Here is a 19,517-nt window from a genome sequence, read left to right as displayed (position 1 = left end):
ACGAGCCGTACCCACCGCATTGAGGAATCGACACGATCATGAGCCCTTTCGAGCACGTCGGAACCCCGTCCGGGGACGACGGGTCGCCGACGTCCGAGGACGGGCCGGGCCGGGGCCCGTCCGTACCGGGCGGCGGCCTGCCTGCGCCGGCGCGGCGCCCCGCCCCCACGGGCGCCCGGCCGGACCGGACGTCCACCGTCGGCCGGCTGGCCGCCACGGTCGAGCGGCTGCGCAGCGAGGTGCAGGCGGCGCACGCGGCGGCCGACGGGCGTGCCCTGATCGAACTCGCCAAGGGCATCATGGTCGAGCGCCTGCGGTGCGGACCGGCCCAGGCGACGCGGCAGCTGGCCGAACTCGCGGAGAAGGCCGCGGTGTCCCAGCTTGAGCTGGCCGTGGACATCATCAATCAGGCGGCCCGCGACCGGGTGGCGGAGATCGCCGGTGACTTCCTGCGGCGCACCCGTACCGAGCGCGCCGGGGCGGGCCCGGACGCCGAGGCGGACACCACCGTCGGAGTGCGCCTGCGTACGGCCGAGAGCGCTGCCCTGGCCGCCGGTGACGCACAAGCCGTCGCCGATTCACTCCTGCAACACGCGCTGACGCCGCTGGGAGCCACGGCCGTCGCCGTGTGGACCGCGGGCTCGGACACCTCGCTCACCCTGGCCGGTCACGCGGGGTTCCCCGCCGACGAGGCGGTGCGCTGGCGGTACATACCCCCCGGCGTGGTCACCGTCGCCCGCCAGGCACTGGCCGAACGTGACACCGTACGCTTCGCCTCCCTGTCCGAGACGGGCATCCCCACGATCGGCCGTACGCACCACCCGCACGGCGGCCGCGTGGCCCTGCCCGCCGGCACCGGCGGCCGTATCCACGGCGTCCTGGAGATCTGCTGGAATCAGCCGCTACCTCCGCAACCGCCCGTGATCATGCGCCAGATCGAGGCTCTGGCGGAACTGTGCGCCCACACCCTCGAAACCACTCCCACCTCGTACGGGCACAACCCCACCCCCGCCCACCGCGTGCCCGCCGTGGCCGAACTGGTGGACCTGGCGGACGGCCTCTACGATCCCGCCCTCGTCCTCACGCCCCATCTCGGGCCCGACGGCGAGCTGACCGACTTCCGCATCCACCACGTCAACGGCCGCTTCATGGACCCGGCGGGCCGCCCCCGCAGCTCCGTCAACGGCGCCCTCCTCCTGGAGGCGTACCCGATGGCCGCCGACGAGAGCGAGCTGTTCGACAAGGTCCAGCGCGTCTACGCCACCGGAGAGCCCTTCCGCGCCCAGCGGATGACCCTGACCGCCCTGGTGGACCAGGTCCCGCTCGCCGCCGTCGCCGACATCAGCGTCAGCCGCCACGGGGACAGCGTGCTGCTCATCTGGCGCATCGAGGACGAGACCGCACGGCTCGCCAGTCTGCTGCAGCACGCCCAGCGCCTCGGCCGTATCGGCGGCTTCGAGGAGAACCTGCTGACGGACGAGATCACCTGGAACGGGCAGCTCTTCGCCCTGTACGGACGGCCGCCCACCGACACCCCCGTATCGCTGCGCGACCTGGCCGCCCACGCCCACCCGGACGACGGCATCGCCATCGGCCGCTTCCTGCGCGCCGTGCTGCACCACCAGCGCTCCGCCTCGGCCGCCTTCCGCCTCCGGCGCCCCGACGGCGTCACCCGGCACATCCGGGTGATCGCGGAGCCCGTACACGACGCGGACGGCCGCCTCCTGACCGTACGGGGCGCCTACCAGGACATCTCCGCCCAGCACTGGACCGAGGTGGCGCTCGCCGCCACCCGCGACCAGCTCGCCCACACCGAGCAGGAATCGGCCGAGCGCAACCGTCTCGCGCTGCAGCTCCAGCAGGCCATCATGCCGCCCACCCGGGGCCCGGTCGCCGCGCCCGGCCTGCAGATCGCCGTACGCTACCGGCCCGCGGAGACCGAGTCCCTGGTGGGCGGCGACTGGTACGACGCGGTCGTCCTGCCGTCCCGGCGCGTCCTGCTCTGCGTCGGCGACATCGCGGGCCACGGCATCGAGGCGGCCACCGGCATGGTGGTCCTGCGCAACGCGCTGCGCGGCCTCGCCATCACCGGAGCGGGCCCGGCCCAGCTGCTGTCCTGGCTGAACATCGTGGCGCACCACCTGACCGACCAGGTCACTGCCACGGCCGTCTGCGGCCTGTACGACCCCGGGACCCGCATCCTGCGCTGGGCCAGAGCCGGCCATCTGCCACCGGTCCTGGTCCGCGGCCGGGAGGCGACCAGGCTCCCCCTGGTCGGCGGCATGCTCCTGGGAGCCGTCGCGCAAGCGACCTACGAGGAGGCCGAGCTGCAACTGGAGGCGGACGACACCCTCCTGATGTACACGGACGGCCTGGTCGAACGCCGCGACACCGCCATCCACGACTCCCTGGCCCAGCTGCTCGCCACCGCGCAGTCTCCCGCGCCGACGCTGGAGCACCGGCTCGACCAGTTGCTGACGCACAGCAAGTCGGATACGGATGACGACACGTGTTTGGTGGGGATCGAGGTGGCGTGAGGCGGAGGGGGACTCGCGGCGATCGGCCATCTCGCTCCGCGCGCCTTGCCCCTTGCCCCTTGCCCCTTGCCCCTTGCCCACGAGAAGCGAACCCCGCTTGCGTCAACTTAGGCTAACCTAACCACTCCAGGAGTCGCCGGTCGGCAAGCTGGCCACACGACGGGGAGACGGACAGCGCATGCCCTCAATCACCCACGCAGTGACGCACGTTCAGGGACGTACGGAATGGGTGCCCACACGCGACGGACGCAAGCTGCACGCCATGGTGCTGCCGGGCCCGCACGGCGGAGCCGATGCCGATCCTGACCCCGGCACCCCGACCGTCGTCTTCGAGGCGGGCGCCGCCGCCACCCGTTCGTCCTGGGCCCTGGTGCAGCCCACGGTGGGCACCTGGACACGCGCCATCGTCTACGACCGCGCCGGACTCGGCCGCAGCCCCGCCGACCCCGCCTCCCGCACGATGCGCCGCATGGCGGACGACCTGGAGGACCTGCTCGACCACTTCGGCCCCGGCCCGTACGTACTCGTCGGGCACAGCGCGGGCGGCCCGCTGGTACGCCTCGCCGCGACCGGGCGCCTGGACCGGATCCGCGGCCTGGTCCTGGTCGACCCGACCGACGAGGGCGCGGACGTGCTGTTCAGCCCGATGTTCCGGCGGGCCGAGCGCACGTCCATCGCGATCAGCCTCCTGCTGGCCCGCCTGCGGCTGCTCGGCCTCGTCTACCGGTGGACGGCCGCACCGCTGCCCGAGGACGCGCGCCGCGACATGAAACGCGACGGATTCACCGTCGGCCTGATCAGAACCCAGCGCGCCCAGGCCCGCACTTTCCTCGACGAACTCTCCGCATTCCGCAGCGCCCCGCCCGAATTGGGCGACCTGCCCGTCACCCTCATCTCCGGCGCACTCACCGGCAACGGCATGAACAAGGCCATCCGCCGCGCGGCAAACAACTCCCACGCCCGCTGCGCGGCGAAGGCAGCACAGGGCAAACACGTCATCGCTCCCCGGTCCGGGCATTACGTACCGCTCACCGATCCGGGTCTGATAGCCGAGGAAATCCGACTGATTGCCGCCGGGCCCTGCCCTTAGTCGGCTTCCGGACGCCGTACAAGAAAGACGAATCCGCTCCCCGGCCGACCCGGCGCGGGCCACATCGATGGAAGCCCGGGCACCACTCCGTCAAGACCGAGCACTGTCCGAGCCATAGCGCTTCCTGTTCCCGGCCACACTCTCCGCGCTCACCGATGAACAGATCGCATGCACGTCTCCGACCCGGTCGGCGCTGCGCCGGCATGTCTGCCATTCCTCGCGGGCCCGGAACACCAGGACGGACACCTGGGAAGCAGGCTGCCAGTGTTGTGTCACAGCTGGAGCATTGACGTCCGGAACGTCTTCCAGGAACACGCCGCGCTTTCCCAGCAACCGCTCCAGCTTGTCGAACCGCAGATGGCGGTCGAAGCGGCCGTACCGGTCGCGGATGGCCTCGTTGACGACGCTGCCGCCGTGATGCGCCAGCTGGCGCACCTGAAGCGTGAAGTGGTGCCCCTCCCAAGGATGGTCCGGCGATTCCCGTAGCCAGAAGAACTCGACCATTCCGTAGTCACGAGACATGCTGTGGTCATCGAAGGAGTTCTCGGCGAAGTCGGAACCCAGAATCTCGGTAACTCGGTCAGGGCTGTCCGTCGGCTTGGCACCGAGCACCGTCCCTGAGGCGACCACGTCCATGTAGAACGCGAGGGAATGCGGGGTCAAGTGTCGCTCCTTACAGGGGCCGAGAAGATGTGAAGTGACGGCCCCGGCACATGATATCGAAACGCCACGGAACCGCTTCGAAATCCGGCTTCCGGCACCGCGACTCCGTCACCGATCAAGCCCTCCGCACCGAGGTGCCTCGCCGGGGCGACAGCCCCCCCCCGCATTGGCCCGAACTGCACGCTGCCTCCCCCATGGAAGCATGCCAACCTGACAAGACCCGACGAGCGACGAGCGAGGACCGAGGGAAGAAGGTGCCGCCATGTCCCACACGTACCTGCCCGTGCAGCCCAGCGAGGAGCGGCTTCCCGATCTCACTGCTCTGCCGCTCGGCGAGCTGACGTCCCGTACGGACCACCCGGTGCTGAGCACGCTGCTCCCCGGCGTGTGCGAGCGCCTGGAGAATCCCGACGGCGCTGTCGCGTTCTACGATGACGCGCCTCCTGTTGCGTGAGTGAGGCCGCCCGGCCCGTACCCTTCCAGCAGTTCGTGCTCAAGGTGCACAGCAGGTGCAACCTCGCTTGTACCTACTGCTACGTCTACGAGGGCCCCGACCAGAGCTGGCGCGAGCGCCCCGTCCGGGTGGCCGGGGCCACCATGCGCCGCACCGCGGAGCGGATCGCCGCGCACGTCGCCACCCACGGGCTGCGTTCGATACGAGTCGACCTGCACGGCGGGGAGCCCCTGCTCGCCGGACCCGCCCCGCTGATCGCCTACACGCAAACCGTCCGCGACGCCCTGCCTCCCCACTCCTCCGTGGCCATTTCGGTGCAGACCAACGGCACGCTGCTCACCGCGGACATCCTGAAGCAGCTCAGCGCGGCCGGCATCGTCATCGGCCTGAGCCTCGACGGCGGCAGCGCCCGGCTCAACCGCCGGCGCGTCGACCACGCCGGACGGTCCTCGTGGCCCTCGGTACGGCGGGCGGCCGCTCTGCTGGCCGATGCTCCGGCCTCGTACGGGGGCATCCTGTGCACCATCGACGTGGACACCGATCCCGGAGAGATCTACCGGTCCTTGGTCGCACTCGGCCCGCCCAGCCTGGACTTCCTGCTGCCGTACGGGAACTGGAGCGAGCCACCACCCGGAATCGGCCCGTTCGCCGAGCCCGCATGCCGGGCTGCGCGCCCCGCCCCCTACGGTCGGTGGCTGGCCCACGTCTTCGACCTGTGGTGGGATGCGCCGCCGAGCCGCCCACCCGTACAGGTGCGGCTGTTCGGTGAGATCGTGGCGCTGCTGCTCGGCGCGGCGAGCAGGAGCGAGACGGTGGGCCTGTCCCCGCTGGCCGTGGTGGTGATCGACACGGACGGTTCCCTTCAGCGCCTCGATTCCCTCAAGACCGCGTACGCGGGCGCACCCGACCTGGGAATGGACGTTTTCCGGCACGACTTCGAAGACGCCCTGCACCACCCGCATACCGTGGCCGCGCAGATGCGAGGACTGCCCACACTGTGCGAAAGCTGTCGGCACTGTCCCGTCGTCGGCGTCTGTGGCGGCGGCAGGTACACCGACCGCTATGTGCACGGGTCGGGTTTCGACCACCCCTCGGTGTACTGCGCAGATCTGGAATACCTGATTCGCCATATCAGCGGCCGACTTGAGCAAACCGTACGCAGTACACCAGTGGGGGCCGCGCTTACGCCCGGTGAGCCGCCCGCGCGGAACGGGTCACGAAGGGCCGATAAGTGAACTCGCAGGCCCCGTGCGAGTGCTGCGCGAGGTCGGCGTCGTCCAGCACGGTGTAGGCCTCTTGCGCATCATCGAGGTAGTGGCCTCCGGAGTGCGCGAATCCCGGGGCAACGGCCGCAACGATGCTGGTGGCAGCCCCCTGCTCGACGGTTTTGTACGTGAACACTCCGGCGGCTTCGGCAGCGTTGAGCGACTCCTTCTGTTGCGTTGTGAAGTTCCGCTGCAGCTCCGTCGTGACACCGCCGGGGTTCAGCACGCATGTGCATCGTCGAACCGACCGAGACGATCCGTGCTCCGTCGCGGTCGGCCGCTTTCAGAACCAAGCCGTCATAAAGGCCAGCGGCGAGGGCGAAGTGACCAAGATGGTTCCTCGCGAATTGCAGCTCCCAGCCCTCACGTGTGCGTTCGAGGCCACCCGTGACCACGCTCGCGTTCAGCGGCTTCATCAATTCCGTCACCTGGCCGTCGCCTATGGCGGCCACCTGGTGAATCCCCCGCACAATTAACTAGGTTGCCCTCGCCTCGTCCGATTCCCACAGGGGCAGTGGCAGCCATGCGGCAACAGCACAAGACCTTCCAGGCGATCGACGTCGGCGACGGCAGCGACGGGCGGTGGGCCGCCCACGCCCGCGCCCTGTGGCAGGACATGGAGGGCCTGCTGACCACGGAGGGCCGGACTCCGGCGGGCGCGGACCGTGTTCGGGCGCTGTTCCGTGCGCACATGCCGGAACTGGACCCGGTTCTGGACCGCCTGGCCGGCCAACTCGACCGGCCCGAGGCGGAAGTCTTCCTCACCCACGCGGCACTGCGGCCGTTCTCCCCGGCCTGCACCCAGATCGGCCGGAACGGCACCCTGCTGCGCAACTACGACTTCCCGCCCGATCAGTGCGAGGGCACCATCGTCTCCTCCTGCTTCCTGCGCCCCGTGATCGGAATGCAGGACCTGCTGTGGGGCTTGCTGGACGGGATGAACGACGCCGGTCTCGCGGTCTCGCTCACCTACGGCGGACGTTGCGTCCACGGACGTGGCTTCGCCATTCTCATCGTGGTGCGCTACCTGCTGGAGACGTGCGACACCGTCGATGAGGCGGTCGACAGGCTGCGGTCCCTGCCGGTCGCCGTCCCGCAGAACCTCACCCTTGTCGATCCCGCGAAGGCGGTGACGGTGTTCGTGGGGCCGGACATGTCGCCGATGGTGGCGCCGGATGCCTGCGCCGCCAATCACCAGCACCTGCCGGTGACCGACAAGCAGGAGCGGACCTTGCGGACGCAGGAGCGGCTGCGCGCCATTCGCGCCGCGGGTGCGGACGTGGCGGCGATGCTGAAGCCACCGCTGTATCGGTCCGTCGACGAGCAGGGGTGGGGAACGCTCTACACAGCCCGCTACCGGCCCGTCGAGGGCCGTGTGACGTACTACTGGCCCGGTGAATCCTGGCAGCAGTCCTTCGGCGACTTCGCACCCGGCTCCCGCACCGTGACCTTGGGCCGGGCCGGCTGAGAGGCTTTGCTCGCGCCAATCTGCCGGTGCGCTACGCCCATGCCCTACGGGATCGCTCTCCTCCGCCGGCTCCCGGGCCGCGCACTCTCGGAAACGCTCGATCAACAGGCTTCGGATGGTGACCCGGACGACGACCGAGCCCGCCACCCCCTGCCCCCGCCCTCACATCCGTTCCGGCGCCGAAACCCCGAGCAACTGCAGGCCGTTGTGCAGCACCACCCTGCTGGCCTCCGTCAGCCACAGCCGGGCCCGGGTGCGGCCGTCCGGGGCCTCGCCGGTCCGCGGCAGGACTCGGCAGGTGTCGTAGAAGCGGTGGTACGTGCCGGCCAGCGCCTCCAGGTAGTGCGCCACCCGGTGCGGCTCGCGTAGCGTCCCGGCAGCCGCCACCACCTGCGGGAAATCGGCCAGCATGCCGAGCAGAACCGCCTCCCGCTCGTGAGTGAGCAGGGAAGGATCGAAGTTCCCCGGGGTGCCCTTGTCGATCCCGGCCTCCAGGGCCCTGCGCTGTACGGCGCACAGCCGGGTGTGCGCGTACTGGACGTAGTGGACGGGGTTGTCGTTCGACTGCCGGGTGAGCAGGTTGATGTCGAGGTCGATCACCGCGTCCACACTGGCCCGCGCGAGCGCGTACCGCGCGGCGTCCACACCGACCGCTTCGACCAGGTCGTCCAGGGTGACGACCGTACCCGCGCGCTTGCTCATCCGGACCGGCTCCCCGTCCCTGACGAGGTTGACCAGCTGCCCGATGAGGATTTCCAGGTGCGTGTCCGGGTCGTCACCGAAGCAGGCCGCCATGGCACGCATCCGGCCCACATAGCCCGCGTGGTCGGCGCCGAGCATGACGACCACCCGCTCGAAGCCCCGGGAGCGCTTGTCGAGGTAGTACGCACAGTCCGCGGTGAAGTACGTCCGGGAACCGTCGCTCTTCACCAGCACCCGGTCCTTGTCGTCACCGAAATCCGTGGTGCGCAGCCAGAGCGCGCCCGCCTCCTCGAAGACGTGGCCGCCCTCCCACAGCCGCGCGACAGCGGCGTCCAGGTCGCCCCGGTCGTGCAGGGCTTTCTCGTTGAAGAACACGTCGAAACGGGTACCGAACGCGGCGAGCGACGACTTGATCTCATCGAACATCAGCGCCGTGCCCTCCGCCCTGAAGACGGCGAGGGCCGCCGCGGGATCCGGCAGGTCCGACGCACCGGGCCGCCGCCGCACCACCGCGGCGGCGATCTCCTCGATGTATGCGCCGCCGTAGCCGTCCTCCGGCACCGGCGAGCCCTGCGCCGCGGCGAGCAGCGAGCGCGCGAACCGGTCGATCTGCACGCCCGCGTCGTTGAAGTAATACTCCCGTGCCACGTCCGCGCCCGCGGCCTCCAGCAGCCGGGCGAGCACGTCGCCCACGACCGCCCACCGTGCCCCGCCGATGTGCACCGGCCCCGTGGGGTTCGCCGAGACGAACTCCAGATTGAGCCGTACACCACCGAGCCGGTCGGTACGGCCGTAAGCGTCACCGGCCAGGACGATGTCGCGCGCCACGGCACCGAGCGCCGACCTCTCCAGCGTGATGTTCAGGAACCCGGGGCCCGCGGCCTCGGCCTTCGCGATGCCGTCGGCCGCGCTCACCAGCGGGGCCAGCATCTCGGCCACGGCACGGGCGGGCAGGCCCGCGGCGGGAGCGAGCCGCATGGCGACATTGGTCGAGTAGTCGCCGTGGCCACGGTGGCGGGGGCGCTCCACGCGGATCTCCTCGGGCGCGGGCACGGGCACCTCTGCGGAGATGCGTCCGGACCGGATGGCCATGCGTATGCCGTCGGAGATGCCGGCGGCGAGATCCGCTGGAGTCATGGCGGAGACGCTAGCGGGGTGGACAGCACCGGAGATACTGGTTATTCAGGTGCCCCGGTGCCCCTACAGGCCACCTGGAGACTCCTTACAGGTACAGACTCCTTACAGGCCCCCAGGCCCCCTACAGGCCGAGGTCCAGCGCCAAGCAGGAGAAGTGGTTCCACGACCCTTCGGGGTTGTACGTGTTCTGCGCGCGGTCCTCCGATACGGCCTTCTCCGTGACCATGTCCTCGTACGGAATGCGCTCGGGCAGCTTGCCGAACTTCGCGTGCCGGGCCGCTGCCGTGCCGTCCGGCGTGTTGTTGGTGTACTGCATGTCGACCTCCGGTCTTTCGGTCAGGGTGTTCAGAAACAGAAACAGTCGCGGGCGGTCAGAAGTGATCCACGTCCACGACTGCCTGGGCAAAAGCGGTGGGAGCTTCCTGCGGCAGGTTGTGGCCGATGCCGGTCAGGGTGCGGTGTTCGTACGCGCCGGTGAAGCGGTCGCGGTACGAGGAGCCGTTGCCGGGCGCGGTGAACGGGTCGCGTTCGGGGTCCAGGGTGATGGTCGGCACGGTGATGACCGGCCGGTCGGCGAGCCGCTTCTCGTAGCGGTCGTAACGGCGTTCGCCCTCGGCCAGGCCAAGGCGCCAGCGATAGTTGTGGATCACGATGTCGGCGTAGTCGGGATTCTCGAAGGCTCTGGCGGTACGCGCGAACGTGGCGTCGTCGAAGTCCCACGTCGGTGACACGGTTTCCCAGACCAGGCGGCACAGGTCGCGGCGCTTGTCCGCGTTCTCCATGGCGCGCCGGCCGCGCTCGGTGGCGAAGTAGTACTGGTACCACCAGGTGTGCTCGGCCTGCGCGGACAGCGGCTCCTGCTGCGCCTCGACGTTGGTGATCAGGTATCCGCTCACCGACACCAGCGCCTTGACGCGTTCGGGCCACAGGGCCGCGACGATGTCGGCCGTCCGGGTGCCCCAGTCGAAGCCGGCCAGTACGGCCCGGTGGATGCCGAGGGCGTCCATCAGGGCGATGACATCCAGGGCGACCGCGGACTGCTGGGCGTTGCGGAACGTGGCGGCGGAGCGGAAGCGGGTCGAGCCGTGACCGCGCAGGTACGGGACGATCACGCGGTAGCCCCGCGACGCCAGCAAGGGGGCGACGTCCACGAAGCTGTGGATGTCGTACGGCCAGCCGTGCAGGCAGATGACCACCGGCCCGTGCGCGGGGCCCGCCTCCGCGTAACCGACGTCGAGCAGTCCCGCGGTGACGTGCCGCATCCGGTCGAAGGCCGTGTGCGTACCGGGGGCGACTTCGGGGAGGGCGGACGCACCCGTACGGCCGGAAGCACTCGGACCGGAAGCCCCCGAGCCGGAAGCCTTCGGGCCGGAAGCCTTCGGGCCCGGGCGAGGGGCGGCGGCAACCGGGGAGACCTGCGGGCCGCCCAGCGTGACGGCGGCCGCGCCGGCGCCCAGCGCCATGGCCTTGCCGAAGGTGCGCCTGTTGAACATCGAGGCCTCCGTGTGCTGTTCCGTCTGCGTCGCGTGAGTCGCAGACGGGCCGAAGTGGAGTGGTGGCGGGGTTACGGATGACGGGCTCGCCCATGTCACCGCGTGCCGGGTGCGCCATGACTCTTGCAGGCATTGCGTCACCGGTCAAGGTGGTGACGGATGAGGAGACGGTCCGGTTACGCGCGGCGTGCTCGGGTTCAGGTCCTGCCACCGGCAGGCGCGTGCGGGGTCCGCCAACTTCGCTCCCGCACGCGCGGATTCGCCGCTGATGATCGGTTCCAGCCACTCACACGCCCCCGGCCCGCACGCCAGGAACAACGCCTGCGCCTCCCCCACAAACCGACGGCCCACACCGCACCTGACGTGCACTCATGCCCCCACCACTCCCCCGACCCCGGGCCTGCGCACCGCAGCACAAGCCGGCCACACATCAACCCACCAGGCCACAAACACCAGGTCGCGACGCCACCCCACCTGACCGAAGTTCCACCTGTACGGGACGGCGATGAGCTGCGTACCGTATCGATCAGGCAGAACGAACGTTCTTTCTGCTGGAAACGGAAAGGCACCTCATGCTCGACCGCCACCCCCCGCTGCACCCCAGCAGCGGCACAGCGACCACCCCCGAACCCCCACCGGCCAACCCCACACCTCCCGACGACCCGACAAGCGGCGTCACCCGGTCCGAACTCCAGCGGCACCCGTCGCCGGCCAAGGGCTGGCTGACCGTGCAGACCGTCGTGGAGATCCCCCGGCACAAGGAGTCCGGCCGCCACAGCCACCCGGGAGTCGAAGTCGGGTACATCGTGCGCGGCGACGTGCTGATGGAGTTCGACGACGGCCCCGCCCAACGGCTGCGCACGGGCGACCCGTTCTTTATCCCGTCGGGCGTGATCCACAACGCCCGCAACGTCGGCACCGTGACGACGATGATGCTCTCCACCTACGTCATCGACGAGACCAAGCCGCTGGTGACGAAGTACTGACCGACTACTGACGCCGTATTGGCGACGTATTGGCCGAGTATTGGCGGCGTATCGACGAGACGGCAGCGCCGTACCGGCCTCCCCCAGAGGTGACGGGCCGACCGGCGTCGATGGGCCGTCCGTACGCTGGTGGTCATGACTTCGAGCGCCAGTGGGACGATCCATCCGCGTGAGCGGCTGCTGAACATCGCGGGAAAACTGTTCTATGCGAACGGAATCCACACCGTGGGCGTCGAGCAACTCGTACGGGAAGCGGGTGTCACCCGGGCCACCTTCTACCGCCATTTCGGCGGCAAGGAGGGCCTGGTGATCGCCTATCTGCAGGAGCGGGACGCCCGGGTGAAGCGGACGGTGGAGGCCATTCTCCGCGCCCACCGGGGGCGCGACGCCCTGCTGGAGATCGTCGCCATGATCGCCGACAGCCTTCTGCGGCCGGAGTTCCGCGGCTGCGGATTCCTCAACGCCGCCGCCGAGTATCCCGATCCGCGGCATCACGTACGCCTCTGCGTGGCCGAGCACCGCGACTGGTTCCGCGGCGTCCTGCGCGATGTCGCGCAGGACGCCGGGCACCCCGACCCCGACCGGGCGGCACGGGCGCTCATGGTGCTGCGCGACGGAGCGATGGCGGCCGGATACCTCGACGATCCGCACGACGTCGCCCGCACACTGCGCGAGGCGGCCGAAAGCATTCTGGACACCTGACCAGGACCTGGATCCGAGCCCCGGCACGGCGGGCCCCGAACCCCGCTCCGGCCCGGCCCGGCGGAGCCACCTCGTCCACGCCCCGAACCGCTCCTCCCAACCACCCCAACCCAACACCACGATCCAAAGGCGGAGACATGACCACAAAGTTCACCAAATATGCGGCTGTTGCCGGCGGAGTCCTCGCGAGCGGCCTGCTGATGGTCGGCGCCGCTGGCTCGCCCGCCGGCGCGGCCGAGCTTCCCGGAGTCACCTTCTACACCGGTGCCAACGCCACCGGCAGCGCCATCAAGGCCGATCTCGGCAAGGTCGGCGTGTGTCAGGAATTCACCGCTCCCGTCCGGTCCTTCCGGGCGATCGCCGACCGGAGTGTGGAGGTCTACTTCAACGCCGGCTGCCGTCCGGGTGCCCCCGGCACGAACGGCGACGTGTTCACCGTGGTGGGCTCGCTGAACTTCGGCGACCTCCCCTACCCCGGCGTGAGCTACCGCGTACGCGCGAACTAGCCGACAGCGGCACCGAGACCCGAACCGACGCCGACAACCGACAGCCGTCAGCCGTCAGCCGTCAGCCGTCAGCCGTCGATCGTGGCGAGCGCGCTCTTCTTCCGCGCCCGGTACGCAGCGGCCTTGATCTTGTTGCCGCACGACTCCATTCCGCACCAGTGCCGCCGCATGCCCCGTGAGCGGTCGATGTAGACGCGGGTGCACTCGGGGTTGCCGCACTCCTTGAGCAGCGGCACGTCCGGGCCGCTCAGCAGCTCCACCGCCTGCCGGGCCACGGCGGACAGCGCTTCCTGCGAGGTGGCGTCGGTCCGGCGCCCGGCCCTGGTGAGCTGCGGGGCCGCGGCGGGTTTGCGGGCGGCCCCGTTGAGCGCCTCCAGGGCCCGGTCGCCGAAGGCCTCGCCCAGGCGACGCGCGGTGATCAGCTCGTAGACCGCTTCCCGTACGGCCCTCGCGCGCTCGACGTCGGACGGCCGGCTGGGCGCCACGGAGTCCACGATTCCGGACTCCACGTACCACGCGTCCAGCCGGTCCGGCGCCGCGAACATCTCGAAGCGCAGGGTGCGCCGGGCCCGGAGCGTCGCGGCGAAGTCGAGCGCCGGATGTCCGCATACGAAGACGTGATCGAGATTCACGGTCACCATTCTGACGGGTGACTGCGGGCGCGGCAAAGCCCGTCAGCAACGCAGCGGGCGCCCCCTGGGTGACGCTTCGCCGATCTCGTCCGCATGCGCCCGGCCGGAGCGCAGGTGCAGCCGCCGCCCGTTCCAGCGCCCGCGCAGCCACCTGTCATGGCTGGCCACGACGATCGTGCCCGGTCCGGCGCCGAGGGCGTCCTCCAGCTCGTCACACAGGCGCGGGGACAGGTGGTTCGTCGGCTCGTCGAGCAGCAGGAGGTGCGGCGGGTGCGCCATCAGGAGGGCCAGTGCGAGCCTGCGGCGCTGGCCGACCGATAGCCGGCCCACCTGTTTGTCGAGGTCCGCGGCGTGCAGCAGCCCCAGTGAGCCCAGCGGCACCGCTTCCGCCCGCTCGGCGCCCAATGCGTACGTGTAGGTGTCACGCACCGTACGGTCCGGGCGTTCGAACGAGGTGTCCTGCGCGAGCAGTCCTACGGACAGGCCCGGCCACCTGCGTACTTCGCCCTCGGCGCGGAGCCGCCCGGCCAGCAGCGACAGCAGTGTCGATTTTCCGGCGCCGTTGTCGCCCGTCACCAGGAGCCGGTCTCCAGACCGGATGTCCAGATGCGCGAGATGCAGCCGGCTTGGCACGCGTACGTCCCGCAGCGCTACGAGAAGCGCGTCCACCGGCTCGGAATTCGGCGCTTGATCCGAACCCGCTATCCCCGGCCCCTCCGCCTCCCCCGTCTCCACCGGTTCGACGGCGACCGCCGCGACCGCCGCGACATGCAGCCGCAACGGCTGCGGCGGCTCCCCCACCTGTGTGCGCTCCAGTTCTTCCAGCCGGCGGGTGGCGTTGCGTACCCGCCGGGAGATCTGCTGCTGCACCCGGCCCGCCCGGTGGCCGTAACCCATCTTCTCGTTGTCCCGCCGCCCGCGGTCCGGGGCGACGCGGTGCGCGGTCACCCCGGCCGAGCGGCGCAGTTCCTCCAACTCCTCCTGTTCCTCGGCGTACCTGTGCTCCCAGCGTTCGCGTTCGGCATGCTTGTGGGCCTGGTAGGCGCTGTAGTTGCCGCCGAAGCGCACGGGACCGTCCACGGCCGGGTCGAGATCGATCAGTTCCGTACAGACGGCGTCGAGGAACGCCCGGTCGTGGCTCGCCACCACGACGACGCCGGGCAGCTCGCGGAGCCGGCCCTCCACGAAGGCGGCCGCTTCGTCGTCGAGGTGGTTGGTCGGCTCGTCCAGGAGGAGGGCCGCGGGGCGGCGTACGAGGAGCGCGGCCAGGGCGAGGCGGCCGCGCTGCCCGCCGGACAGCGAGCCGAGCGGCCGGTCATGTGCGACACCACCGAGGCCGAGCCCGTCGAGGACGATTCCGGCCCGGCGGTCGGCGTCCCAGACCTCGCGTTCCTGGGCCTGTTCGAGCCGCTGCCCGTACGTCTCCAGCAGCTCGGCGTGGGCGGGGCGGTCCTCGGGGGTGTCGGCGAGCAGCCGGGTGAGCCGGTCGAGTTCGGCCAGGTCGGCACGGGCTTCCCGGAGGGCGTCGTCCAGGACCCGCGCGATCGTCACGTCACCGGCGAACGGCATCTCCTGGTGCAGGAAGCCCAGGTCGTACGGGCGGGTGACATGGCCGGCGTCGGGTTCGTCGACGCCCGCGAGCAGGCGCAGCAGTGTCGATTTGCCGACACCGTTCTCGCCGATCAGCCCCACGCGGTGGCCGGGTGCGGCGGTGAGGGAGACGCCGTCCAGGACCCGTCGGGTCCCCAGCGTGCGGACGAGGTCGTGGGCGAGCAGAGCTGGTCGGGGCATGGTGGTCCACCTGGTGTGAGGGAGGTACGCGGCCCGCCGGGTGGGACACCTCGGACGCGGGCCAGGCCGTGACCGGCGCCTCACACCTCGGGGGCCGCCGTCTCCCGCAGCTCGCCGTCGGCCAGCCGCAGCCAGCGGTCGATCCCGATCCGGCCGAGGAACCGTTCGTCGTGACTGACCACGACGAACGCCCCCTGGTAGGAGGCGAGCGCGCTCTCCAGCTGCCCGGCGCTGACCAGGTCGAGATTGTTCGTCGGCTCGTCCAGCAGCAGCAGTTGCGGGGCCGGTTCGGCGCACAGCACACACGCCAGGGTGGCGCGCAGCCGCTCGCCGCCGGACAGCACGTGCACCGGCAGGTGGGCCCGGGGCCCCCGGAAGAGGAAGCGGGCGAGCAGGTTCATCCGCTCCGCCTCCGTGCGGTGCGGGGCGAACGCGGTGAAGTTTTCGGCCACGGTCCGGGACAGGTCGAGCAGGTCGAGGCGCTGCGAGAGGTAGGCGATCCGGCTGTCGGCCCGCTTGACCTGCCCCGCGTCGGGTTCCAGGTCGCCGTTGAGCAGGCGCAGCAGCGTGGTCTTGCCTGCGCCGTTGGGGCCGGTCAGCGCGATACGTTCGGGGCCCCGGACCGTCAGGTCGACGCCGTCGCCCGCGAACAGGGGCCGCTCACCGTGACTGACGAGCAGGCCCTCACCCAGGAACAGGTTGCGTCCCGCGGGCACTTGGGTTGCGGGCAGGTCCAGCGTGATGCGCTGCTCGTCGCGTACGGCGCGCCCCGCCTCGTCCAGGCGGGCCTTGGCCTCGCTGACCCGCGAGGCGTGCATCTGGCCGGCCCGGCCGGCCGACTCCTGGGCGCCGCGCTTCATGTTCCCGGCGAAGATGCGGGGCAGGCCCGCGTTCTTGAGGTTGCGGGAGGCGTTGCTCGCGCGGCGTTCAGCACGCTCGCGGGCCTGCTGCAACTCCCGCTTCTCGCGCTTGAGTTCCTGCTCGGCGTTGCGGACGTTCTTCTCGGCCACCTCCTGCTCGGCCTGTACGGCTTCCTCGTACGCGGTGAAGTTGCCGCCGTACACGCGCAGCGCGCCGCGGTCGAGTTCGGCGATACGGTCCATGCGGTCCAGCAGCGCGCGGTCGTGGCTGACCAGGAGCAGGCAGCCGTTCCAGTCCCCGAGCACGTCGTAGAGCTTGTGCCGCGCGTCGAGGTCGAGGTTGTTGGTCGGCTCGTCGAGCAGCAGGACGTCGGGGCGCTTGAGGAGCTGCGCCGCCAGGCCGAGCGAGACGATCTGACCGCCGCTGAGCGTGCTCAGGCCGCGGTCGAGGGCCAGCCCCGTCAGGCCGAGCCGGTCGAGCTGGGCGCGGGTCCGCTCCTCGATGTCCCAGTCGTCGCCGATGGTCGCGAAGTGCTCCTCGCTCACATCGCCGGACTCCACGGCGTCCAGGGCTCGGATCACCTCGGCGACGCCCAGTACCTCGGCCACGGTGAGGCCGGCGGCGAGCGGGAGGCTCTGCGGGAGGTAGCCGAGGACGCCGCAGACGGACACGGACCCGGCGGTGGGGCGCAGTTCACCGGCGATCAGCTTGAGCAGGGTGCTCTTGCCGGATCCGTTGGGCGCCACCAGGCCCGTGCGGCCGGTGCCCACGGTGAAGGAGAGGTCCTGGAAGACGGGGGTGTCGTCGGGCCAGGAAAAGGACAGGTTCGAGCAGACGACGGAAGCGTCGGACATGAGAAGACCTCGGGAAAGCACAGCGGGCGGCCCGGCGGACACCGGTGCCCGGGAACGGGTTGAGGGCACGACGAGGCGGCCACCACGGCGGTGCTCCTGCGCACCGGCCGGCGGCCATCAGGTCCGGGTATCACCCGGAGATGTCGTCGTCACCCACCACGGCTGTGTCTCCTCGATCCGAGATCATGTTCGTTCGCCAGGGTAACACCATGGCGGGGGTCGTCCGTGGCATCCGGTCTGCGTACGGGGCGTTCCGGCCGTGACGGGGACAGACATGGGGAACGGGCGCGGGGACGGGCATCGGGGCGGCTCGTTCCCGCCGCGACAGGCGCCTGGGGAGATCGGATCAGGCCGGGCCCACGCCCCGGACCCACGCCCCGGACCCACGTCGAACGCACATCGAATGCACGTCGAATGCACGTCGAGTGCGCATCGACAAAACTGGACTTGCGGGTCCATTTTTGCCTCCATACGCTGCTTGCAGCCGAGGCTCGCAGCGCCCGGCCAACCCTTCGGAAAGGAACGCTTCATGCGCGCAATATTCATCGGCCGGCACGGCGGACCCGAGGTCATGCGGTGGACCGAATTACCCGACCCGACACCCGGAAAGGGCGAAGTACTGGTACGACTCGCCGTCGCGGGCGTGAACTTCATGGACGTGGGAGCCCGGACGGTCGGCGGCCCCGGCTGGACCGCTCCCACGATTCTCGGGGTCGAGGGAATGGGATATGTGACCGCCCTCGGTGATGACGTCCAGGACTTCGCCGTGGGCGATCGCGTGGCCTGGTTCTACCACATCGGCAGTTACGCCGAATTGCTCGCCATTCCCGCGTCGTCGCTGGTCAAGGTTCCGGACGAGGTGTCCGACGAGACCGCGGCCGCGGTGCTGATGCAGGGCCTGACGGCCAATCACTTCACCACCGAGACGTATGCCGTCAGGCCGGGCGCCACCGCTGTCGTGCATGCCGCCGCCGGCGGTGTCGGCCTGCTGCTGACGCAGATGATCAAAGCCCGTGGCGGCCGTGTGATCGGACTCGTGTCCCGGGAGGAGAAGGCCGCGTCGGCCCGGGAGGCCGGAGCGGATCACGTTCTCGTTTCCAGCGGAGGCGGATTCGAGGAGAAGGTCAGGGAACTGACCGGCGGCGAGGGTGCCCATGTGGTGTACGACGGGGGCGGCGCCGCGACCTTCCGTTCCTCGCAACTGGCGCTGCGCCCGCACGGCGTGCACGCCTACTACGGCCCGTTCATGGGTGTCCCGTCCCTCACCCCGACCGACCTGCCCAACAGCATCCTTCTGACGTATCCCGTGGTCCACCACCACGTGCCCACACGCGAAGCCCTGGTCGAACGCAGCGGTGAGGTCTTCGACATGATCCGCAAGGGGCAGGTGACCCCGCACATCGGTGGGCGCTACGCCCTGTCGGACGCCGCACAGGCCCACACCGATCTCGAATCCCGCAGGACCACCGGCAAACTCCTGCTCGTGCCCTGATCAGGTCACCGATCCGAGAGAGGTGAGTGAGCACCGGATGCCGTTGACACGCAAGGGAAATGCCACCAGGCAACGCATCGTCGAGGGTGCGGCAGCCGAGATCCGCCGGCAGGGGATCTTCTCCGTCACGCTCGACGCCGTCATGCAACGTACCGCGACGAGCAAGAGCCAGCTGTTCCACTACTTCCCCGACGGAAAGGACGAGCTGCTGCTCGCCGTGGCGCGGCACGAGGCCGCCGGGGTGATCAGTGACCAGCAGCCGGAACTGGGAGCGCTGAATTCCTGGCCCGCCTGGCAGAGCTGGCGTGACAAAGTGGTCGACCGCTATCGGAAACAGGGGCCCAACTGCCCGCTCAACGCGGTTATGGGGCAACTCAAACCGACCACGGAAGGCGCCCGGGCCGTGGCGGCGGAACTCCTCGCCCAATGGCAGGGGGAATTGGCCGCGGGCATCCGCAGCATGCAGAGCCAGGGCGAGATCGCTACGGGCCTGGACGCCGAACGCAGCGCTCAGGCCCTGTTGGCCGGCATTCAGGGAGGAGTGCTGATCCACATCACGACGGGCAGCCTGGAGCACTTGGAGGCTGCCCTGGACCAGGCAATCGAGTTCCTGCGGGGTTCGGTGGCGAAGGCGTAGCGTCATCGCGCCTGCGGAAACCGCGCCACGGACATCTCACACGAGACGGCCGCCCATGACCGGCAGCTACGGCGGCGGCCTCACCCACATCCGGCTGCGCGCCCAGGCGCGTACGGCGTTGCAGGCCGTGTGCGAACCGGAACCGCGGCCCGCCTGAGCGGCAGTCAAGGCAGCGTGCCGCGCCGTCGCGCCGCTCCCACGGAATTCGGCCATCCGGTCCGCGATTCCGGGCCAGACTGGCCGAATA

General features: G+C 70.3%; 17 protein-coding genes and 1 pseudogene. 10 read left to right on the top strand and 8 right to left on the bottom strand.

The annotated features are described in order from the left end of the window. The first annotated feature begins 38 nt into the window (after window positions 1-38). Entirely contained in the window at window positions 39-2,537 is a 2,499-nt protein-coding gene (locus tag IH45_RS0104045; protein WP_050514511.1) for a SpoIIE family protein phosphatase, read from the top strand. Window positions 2,538-2,766: 229 nt separating this feature from the next. Continuing rightward, on the top strand, window positions 2,767-3,627 hold the full coding sequence (locus IH45_RS0104040; RefSeq protein WP_030661392.1) for an alpha/beta fold hydrolase: 861 nt from the start codon (window positions 2,767-2,769) through the stop codon (window positions 3,625-3,627). Window positions 3,628-3,717: 90 nt separating this feature from the next. On the opposite strand, the gene IH45_RS0104035 is transcribed toward IH45_RS0104040, so the two are convergent. Further along, window positions 3,718-4,290: a hypothetical protein gene (locus IH45_RS0104035; protein ID WP_030661389.1), complete on the bottom strand. Its 573-nt coding sequence runs from the start codon at window positions 4,288-4,290 to the stop codon at window positions 3,718-3,720. 262 nt (window positions 4,291-4,552) lie between these two features. Between IH45_RS0104035 and IH45_RS0104030 the strand changes: the two genes are divergently transcribed. Continuing rightward, on the top strand, window positions 4,553-4,744 hold the full coding sequence (locus IH45_RS0104030; protein ID WP_030661386.1) for a YxD-tail cyclophane-containing RiPP peptide: 192 nt from the start codon (window positions 4,553-4,555) through the stop codon (window positions 4,742-4,744). Next, window positions 4,741-5,979, top strand: coding sequence for an FxsB family cyclophane-forming radical SAM/SPASM peptide maturase (locus IH45_RS0104025; protein WP_078897202.1), 1,239 nt, complete (start codon window positions 4,741-4,743; stop codon window positions 5,977-5,979). The genes IH45_RS0104030 and IH45_RS0104025 overlap by 4 nt, the downstream gene beginning before the upstream one ends. Here the strand turns inward: IH45_RS0104025 and IH45_RS1000000146195 are convergent. After that, a pseudogene (locus IH45_RS1000000146195) lies at window positions 5,927-6,413 on the bottom strand (SDR family NAD(P)-dependent oxidoreductase); the annotation flags it as partial. The gene IH45_RS0104025 and the pseudogene IH45_RS1000000146195 sit on opposite strands and share 53 nt — an antisense overlap. Window positions 6,414-6,532: 119 nt before the next feature. Between IH45_RS1000000146195 and IH45_RS0104015 the strand changes: the two are divergent. Beyond that, window positions 6,533-7,477 carry a C45 family autoproteolytic acyltransferase/hydolase gene (locus IH45_RS0104015; RefSeq protein ID WP_030661380.1) on the top strand — a complete coding sequence of 315 codons (945 nt, stop codon included), beginning with the start codon at window positions 6,533-6,535 and terminating at the stop codon, window positions 7,475-7,477. A 162-nt stretch (window positions 7,478-7,639) separates the two neighbouring features. On the opposite strand, the gene argS is transcribed toward IH45_RS0104015, so the two are convergent. The 3 genes from argS to IH45_RS0104000 form a co-directional block, all read right to left on the bottom strand. Then, window positions 7,640-9,316: an arginine--tRNA ligase gene (gene argS, locus IH45_RS0104010; protein ID WP_030661378.1), complete on the bottom strand. Its 1,677-nt coding sequence runs from the start codon at window positions 9,314-9,316 to the stop codon at window positions 7,640-7,642. Between the two features lie 121 nt (window positions 9,317-9,437). Beyond that, complete coding sequence (locus tag IH45_RS0104005; protein ID WP_030661375.1) at window positions 9,438-9,632, bottom strand: hypothetical protein; 195 nt, start codon at window positions 9,630-9,632, stop codon at window positions 9,438-9,440. A gap of 55 nt (window positions 9,633-9,687) precedes the next feature. After that, window positions 9,688-10,809, bottom strand: a complete 1,122-nt coding sequence (locus IH45_RS0104000) for an alpha/beta fold hydrolase (RefSeq protein ID WP_030661372.1) — start codon at window positions 10,807-10,809, stop codon at window positions 9,688-9,690. Window positions 10,810-11,381: 572 nt separating this feature from the next. Between IH45_RS0104000 and IH45_RS0103995 the strand changes: the two genes are divergently transcribed. The 3 genes from IH45_RS0103995 (at window position 11,382) to IH45_RS0103985 (ending at window position 13,003) form a co-directional block, all read left to right on the top strand. After that, window positions 11,382-11,795, top strand: a complete 414-nt coding sequence (locus IH45_RS0103995) for a cupin domain-containing protein (protein WP_030661369.1) — start codon at window positions 11,382-11,384, stop codon at window positions 11,793-11,795. A gap of 135 nt (window positions 11,796-11,930) precedes the next feature. Continuing rightward, window positions 11,931-12,497: a TetR/AcrR family transcriptional regulator gene (locus IH45_RS0103990; protein ID WP_030661354.1), complete on the top strand. Its 567-nt coding sequence runs from the start codon at window positions 11,931-11,933 to the stop codon at window positions 12,495-12,497. Window positions 12,498-12,634: 137 nt separating this feature from the next. Next, a complete protein-coding gene (locus tag IH45_RS0103985) occupies window positions 12,635-13,003 on the top strand; it encodes a hypothetical protein (RefSeq protein WP_050514508.1) in 369 nt (122 codons plus the stop codon). A 68-nt stretch (window positions 13,004-13,071) separates the two neighbouring features. Here IH45_RS0103985 and IH45_RS0103980 read toward each other — a convergent pair whose 3' ends face one another. The 3 genes from IH45_RS0103980 to abc-f all read right to left on the bottom strand — a co-directional run bounded on the left by IH45_RS0103980 (window position 13,072) and on the right by abc-f (window position 17,141). Further along, a complete protein-coding gene (locus IH45_RS0103980; protein WP_030661348.1) occupies window positions 13,072-13,635 on the bottom strand; it encodes a CGNR zinc finger domain-containing protein in 564 nt (187 codons plus the stop codon). Between the two features lie 42 nt (window positions 13,636-13,677). Continuing rightward, window positions 13,678-15,426, bottom strand: a complete 1,749-nt coding sequence (locus IH45_RS0103975) for an ABC-F family ATP-binding cassette domain-containing protein (protein WP_032916753.1) — start codon at window positions 15,424-15,426, stop codon at window positions 13,678-13,680. Window positions 15,427-15,506: 80 nt separating this feature from the next. Beyond that, complete coding sequence (gene abc-f, locus IH45_RS0103970) at window positions 15,507-17,141, bottom strand: ribosomal protection-like ABC-F family protein (RefSeq protein ID WP_030661342.1); 1,635 nt, start codon at window positions 17,139-17,141, stop codon at window positions 15,507-15,509. 529 nt (window positions 17,142-17,670) lie between these two features. Here abc-f and IH45_RS0103965 point away from each other — a divergent pair. Both IH45_RS0103965 and IH45_RS0103960 read left to right on the top strand, forming a co-directional pair. Beyond that, window positions 17,671-18,633, top strand: a complete 963-nt coding sequence (locus IH45_RS0103965; protein ID WP_030661339.1) for a quinone oxidoreductase family protein — start codon at window positions 17,671-17,673, stop codon at window positions 18,631-18,633. Between the two features lie 37 nt (window positions 18,634-18,670). Continuing rightward, window positions 18,671-19,270, top strand: coding sequence for a TetR/AcrR family transcriptional regulator (locus IH45_RS0103960; RefSeq protein ID WP_030661336.1), 600 nt, complete (start codon window positions 18,671-18,673; stop codon window positions 19,268-19,270). The last annotated feature ends 247 nt before the right edge of the window (window positions 19,271-19,517 follow it).

Source organism: Streptomyces rimosus subsp. rimosus (genome assembly GCF_000720725.1).
GTDB lineage: Bacteria > Actinomycetota > Actinomycetes > Streptomycetales > Streptomycetaceae > Streptomyces > Streptomyces rimosus_A.
This window is presented reverse-complemented; position numbering and strand designations above follow the sequence as displayed.

What these genes read in the sequence shown, in the direction of transcription:
- IH45_RS0104045 (WP_050514511.1), top strand. Translation starts at nt 39, where the DNA reads ATGAGCCCTTTCGAGCACGTCGGAACCCCGTCCGGGGACGACGGGTCG.
- IH45_RS0104030 (WP_030661386.1), top strand. Translation starts at nt 4,553, where the DNA reads ATGTCCCACACGTACCTGCCCGTGCAGCCCAGCGAGGAGCGGCTTCCC.
- IH45_RS0104015 (WP_030661380.1), top strand. Translation starts at nt 6,533, where the DNA reads ATGCGGCAACAGCACAAGACCTTCCAGGCGATCGACGTCGGCGACGGC.
- argS (WP_030661378.1), bottom strand. Translation starts at nt 9,316, where the DNA reads ATGACTCCAGCGGATCTCGCCGCCGGCATCTCCGACGGCATACGCATG.
- IH45_RS0104005 (WP_030661375.1), bottom strand. Translation starts at nt 9,632, where the DNA reads ATGCAGTACACCAACAACACGCCGGACGGCACGGCAGCGGCCCGGCAC.
- IH45_RS0104000 (WP_030661372.1), bottom strand. Translation starts at nt 10,809, where the DNA reads ATGTTCAACAGGCGCACCTTCGGCAAGGCCATGGCGCTGGGCGCCGGC.
- IH45_RS0103995 (WP_030661369.1), top strand. Translation starts at nt 11,382, where the DNA reads ATGCTCGACCGCCACCCCCCGCTGCACCCCAGCAGCGGCACAGCGACC.
- IH45_RS0103990 (WP_030661354.1), top strand. Translation starts at nt 11,931, where the DNA reads ATGACTTCGAGCGCCAGTGGGACGATCCATCCGCGTGAGCGGCTGCTG.
- IH45_RS0103985 (WP_050514508.1), top strand. Translation starts at nt 12,635, where the DNA reads ATGACCACAAAGTTCACCAAATATGCGGCTGTTGCCGGCGGAGTCCTC.
- IH45_RS0103975 (WP_032916753.1), bottom strand. Translation starts at nt 15,426, where the DNA reads ATGCCCCGACCAGCTCTGCTCGCCCACGACCTCGTCCGCACGCTGGGG.
- abc-f (WP_030661342.1), bottom strand. Translation starts at nt 17,141, where the DNA reads ATGTCCGACGCTTCCGTCGTCTGCTCGAACCTGTCCTTTTCCTGGCCC.
- IH45_RS0103965 (WP_030661339.1), top strand. Translation starts at nt 17,671, where the DNA reads ATGCGCGCAATATTCATCGGCCGGCACGGCGGACCCGAGGTCATGCGG.
- IH45_RS0103960 (WP_030661336.1), top strand. Translation starts at nt 18,671, where the DNA reads ATGCCGTTGACACGCAAGGGAAATGCCACCAGGCAACGCATCGTCGAG.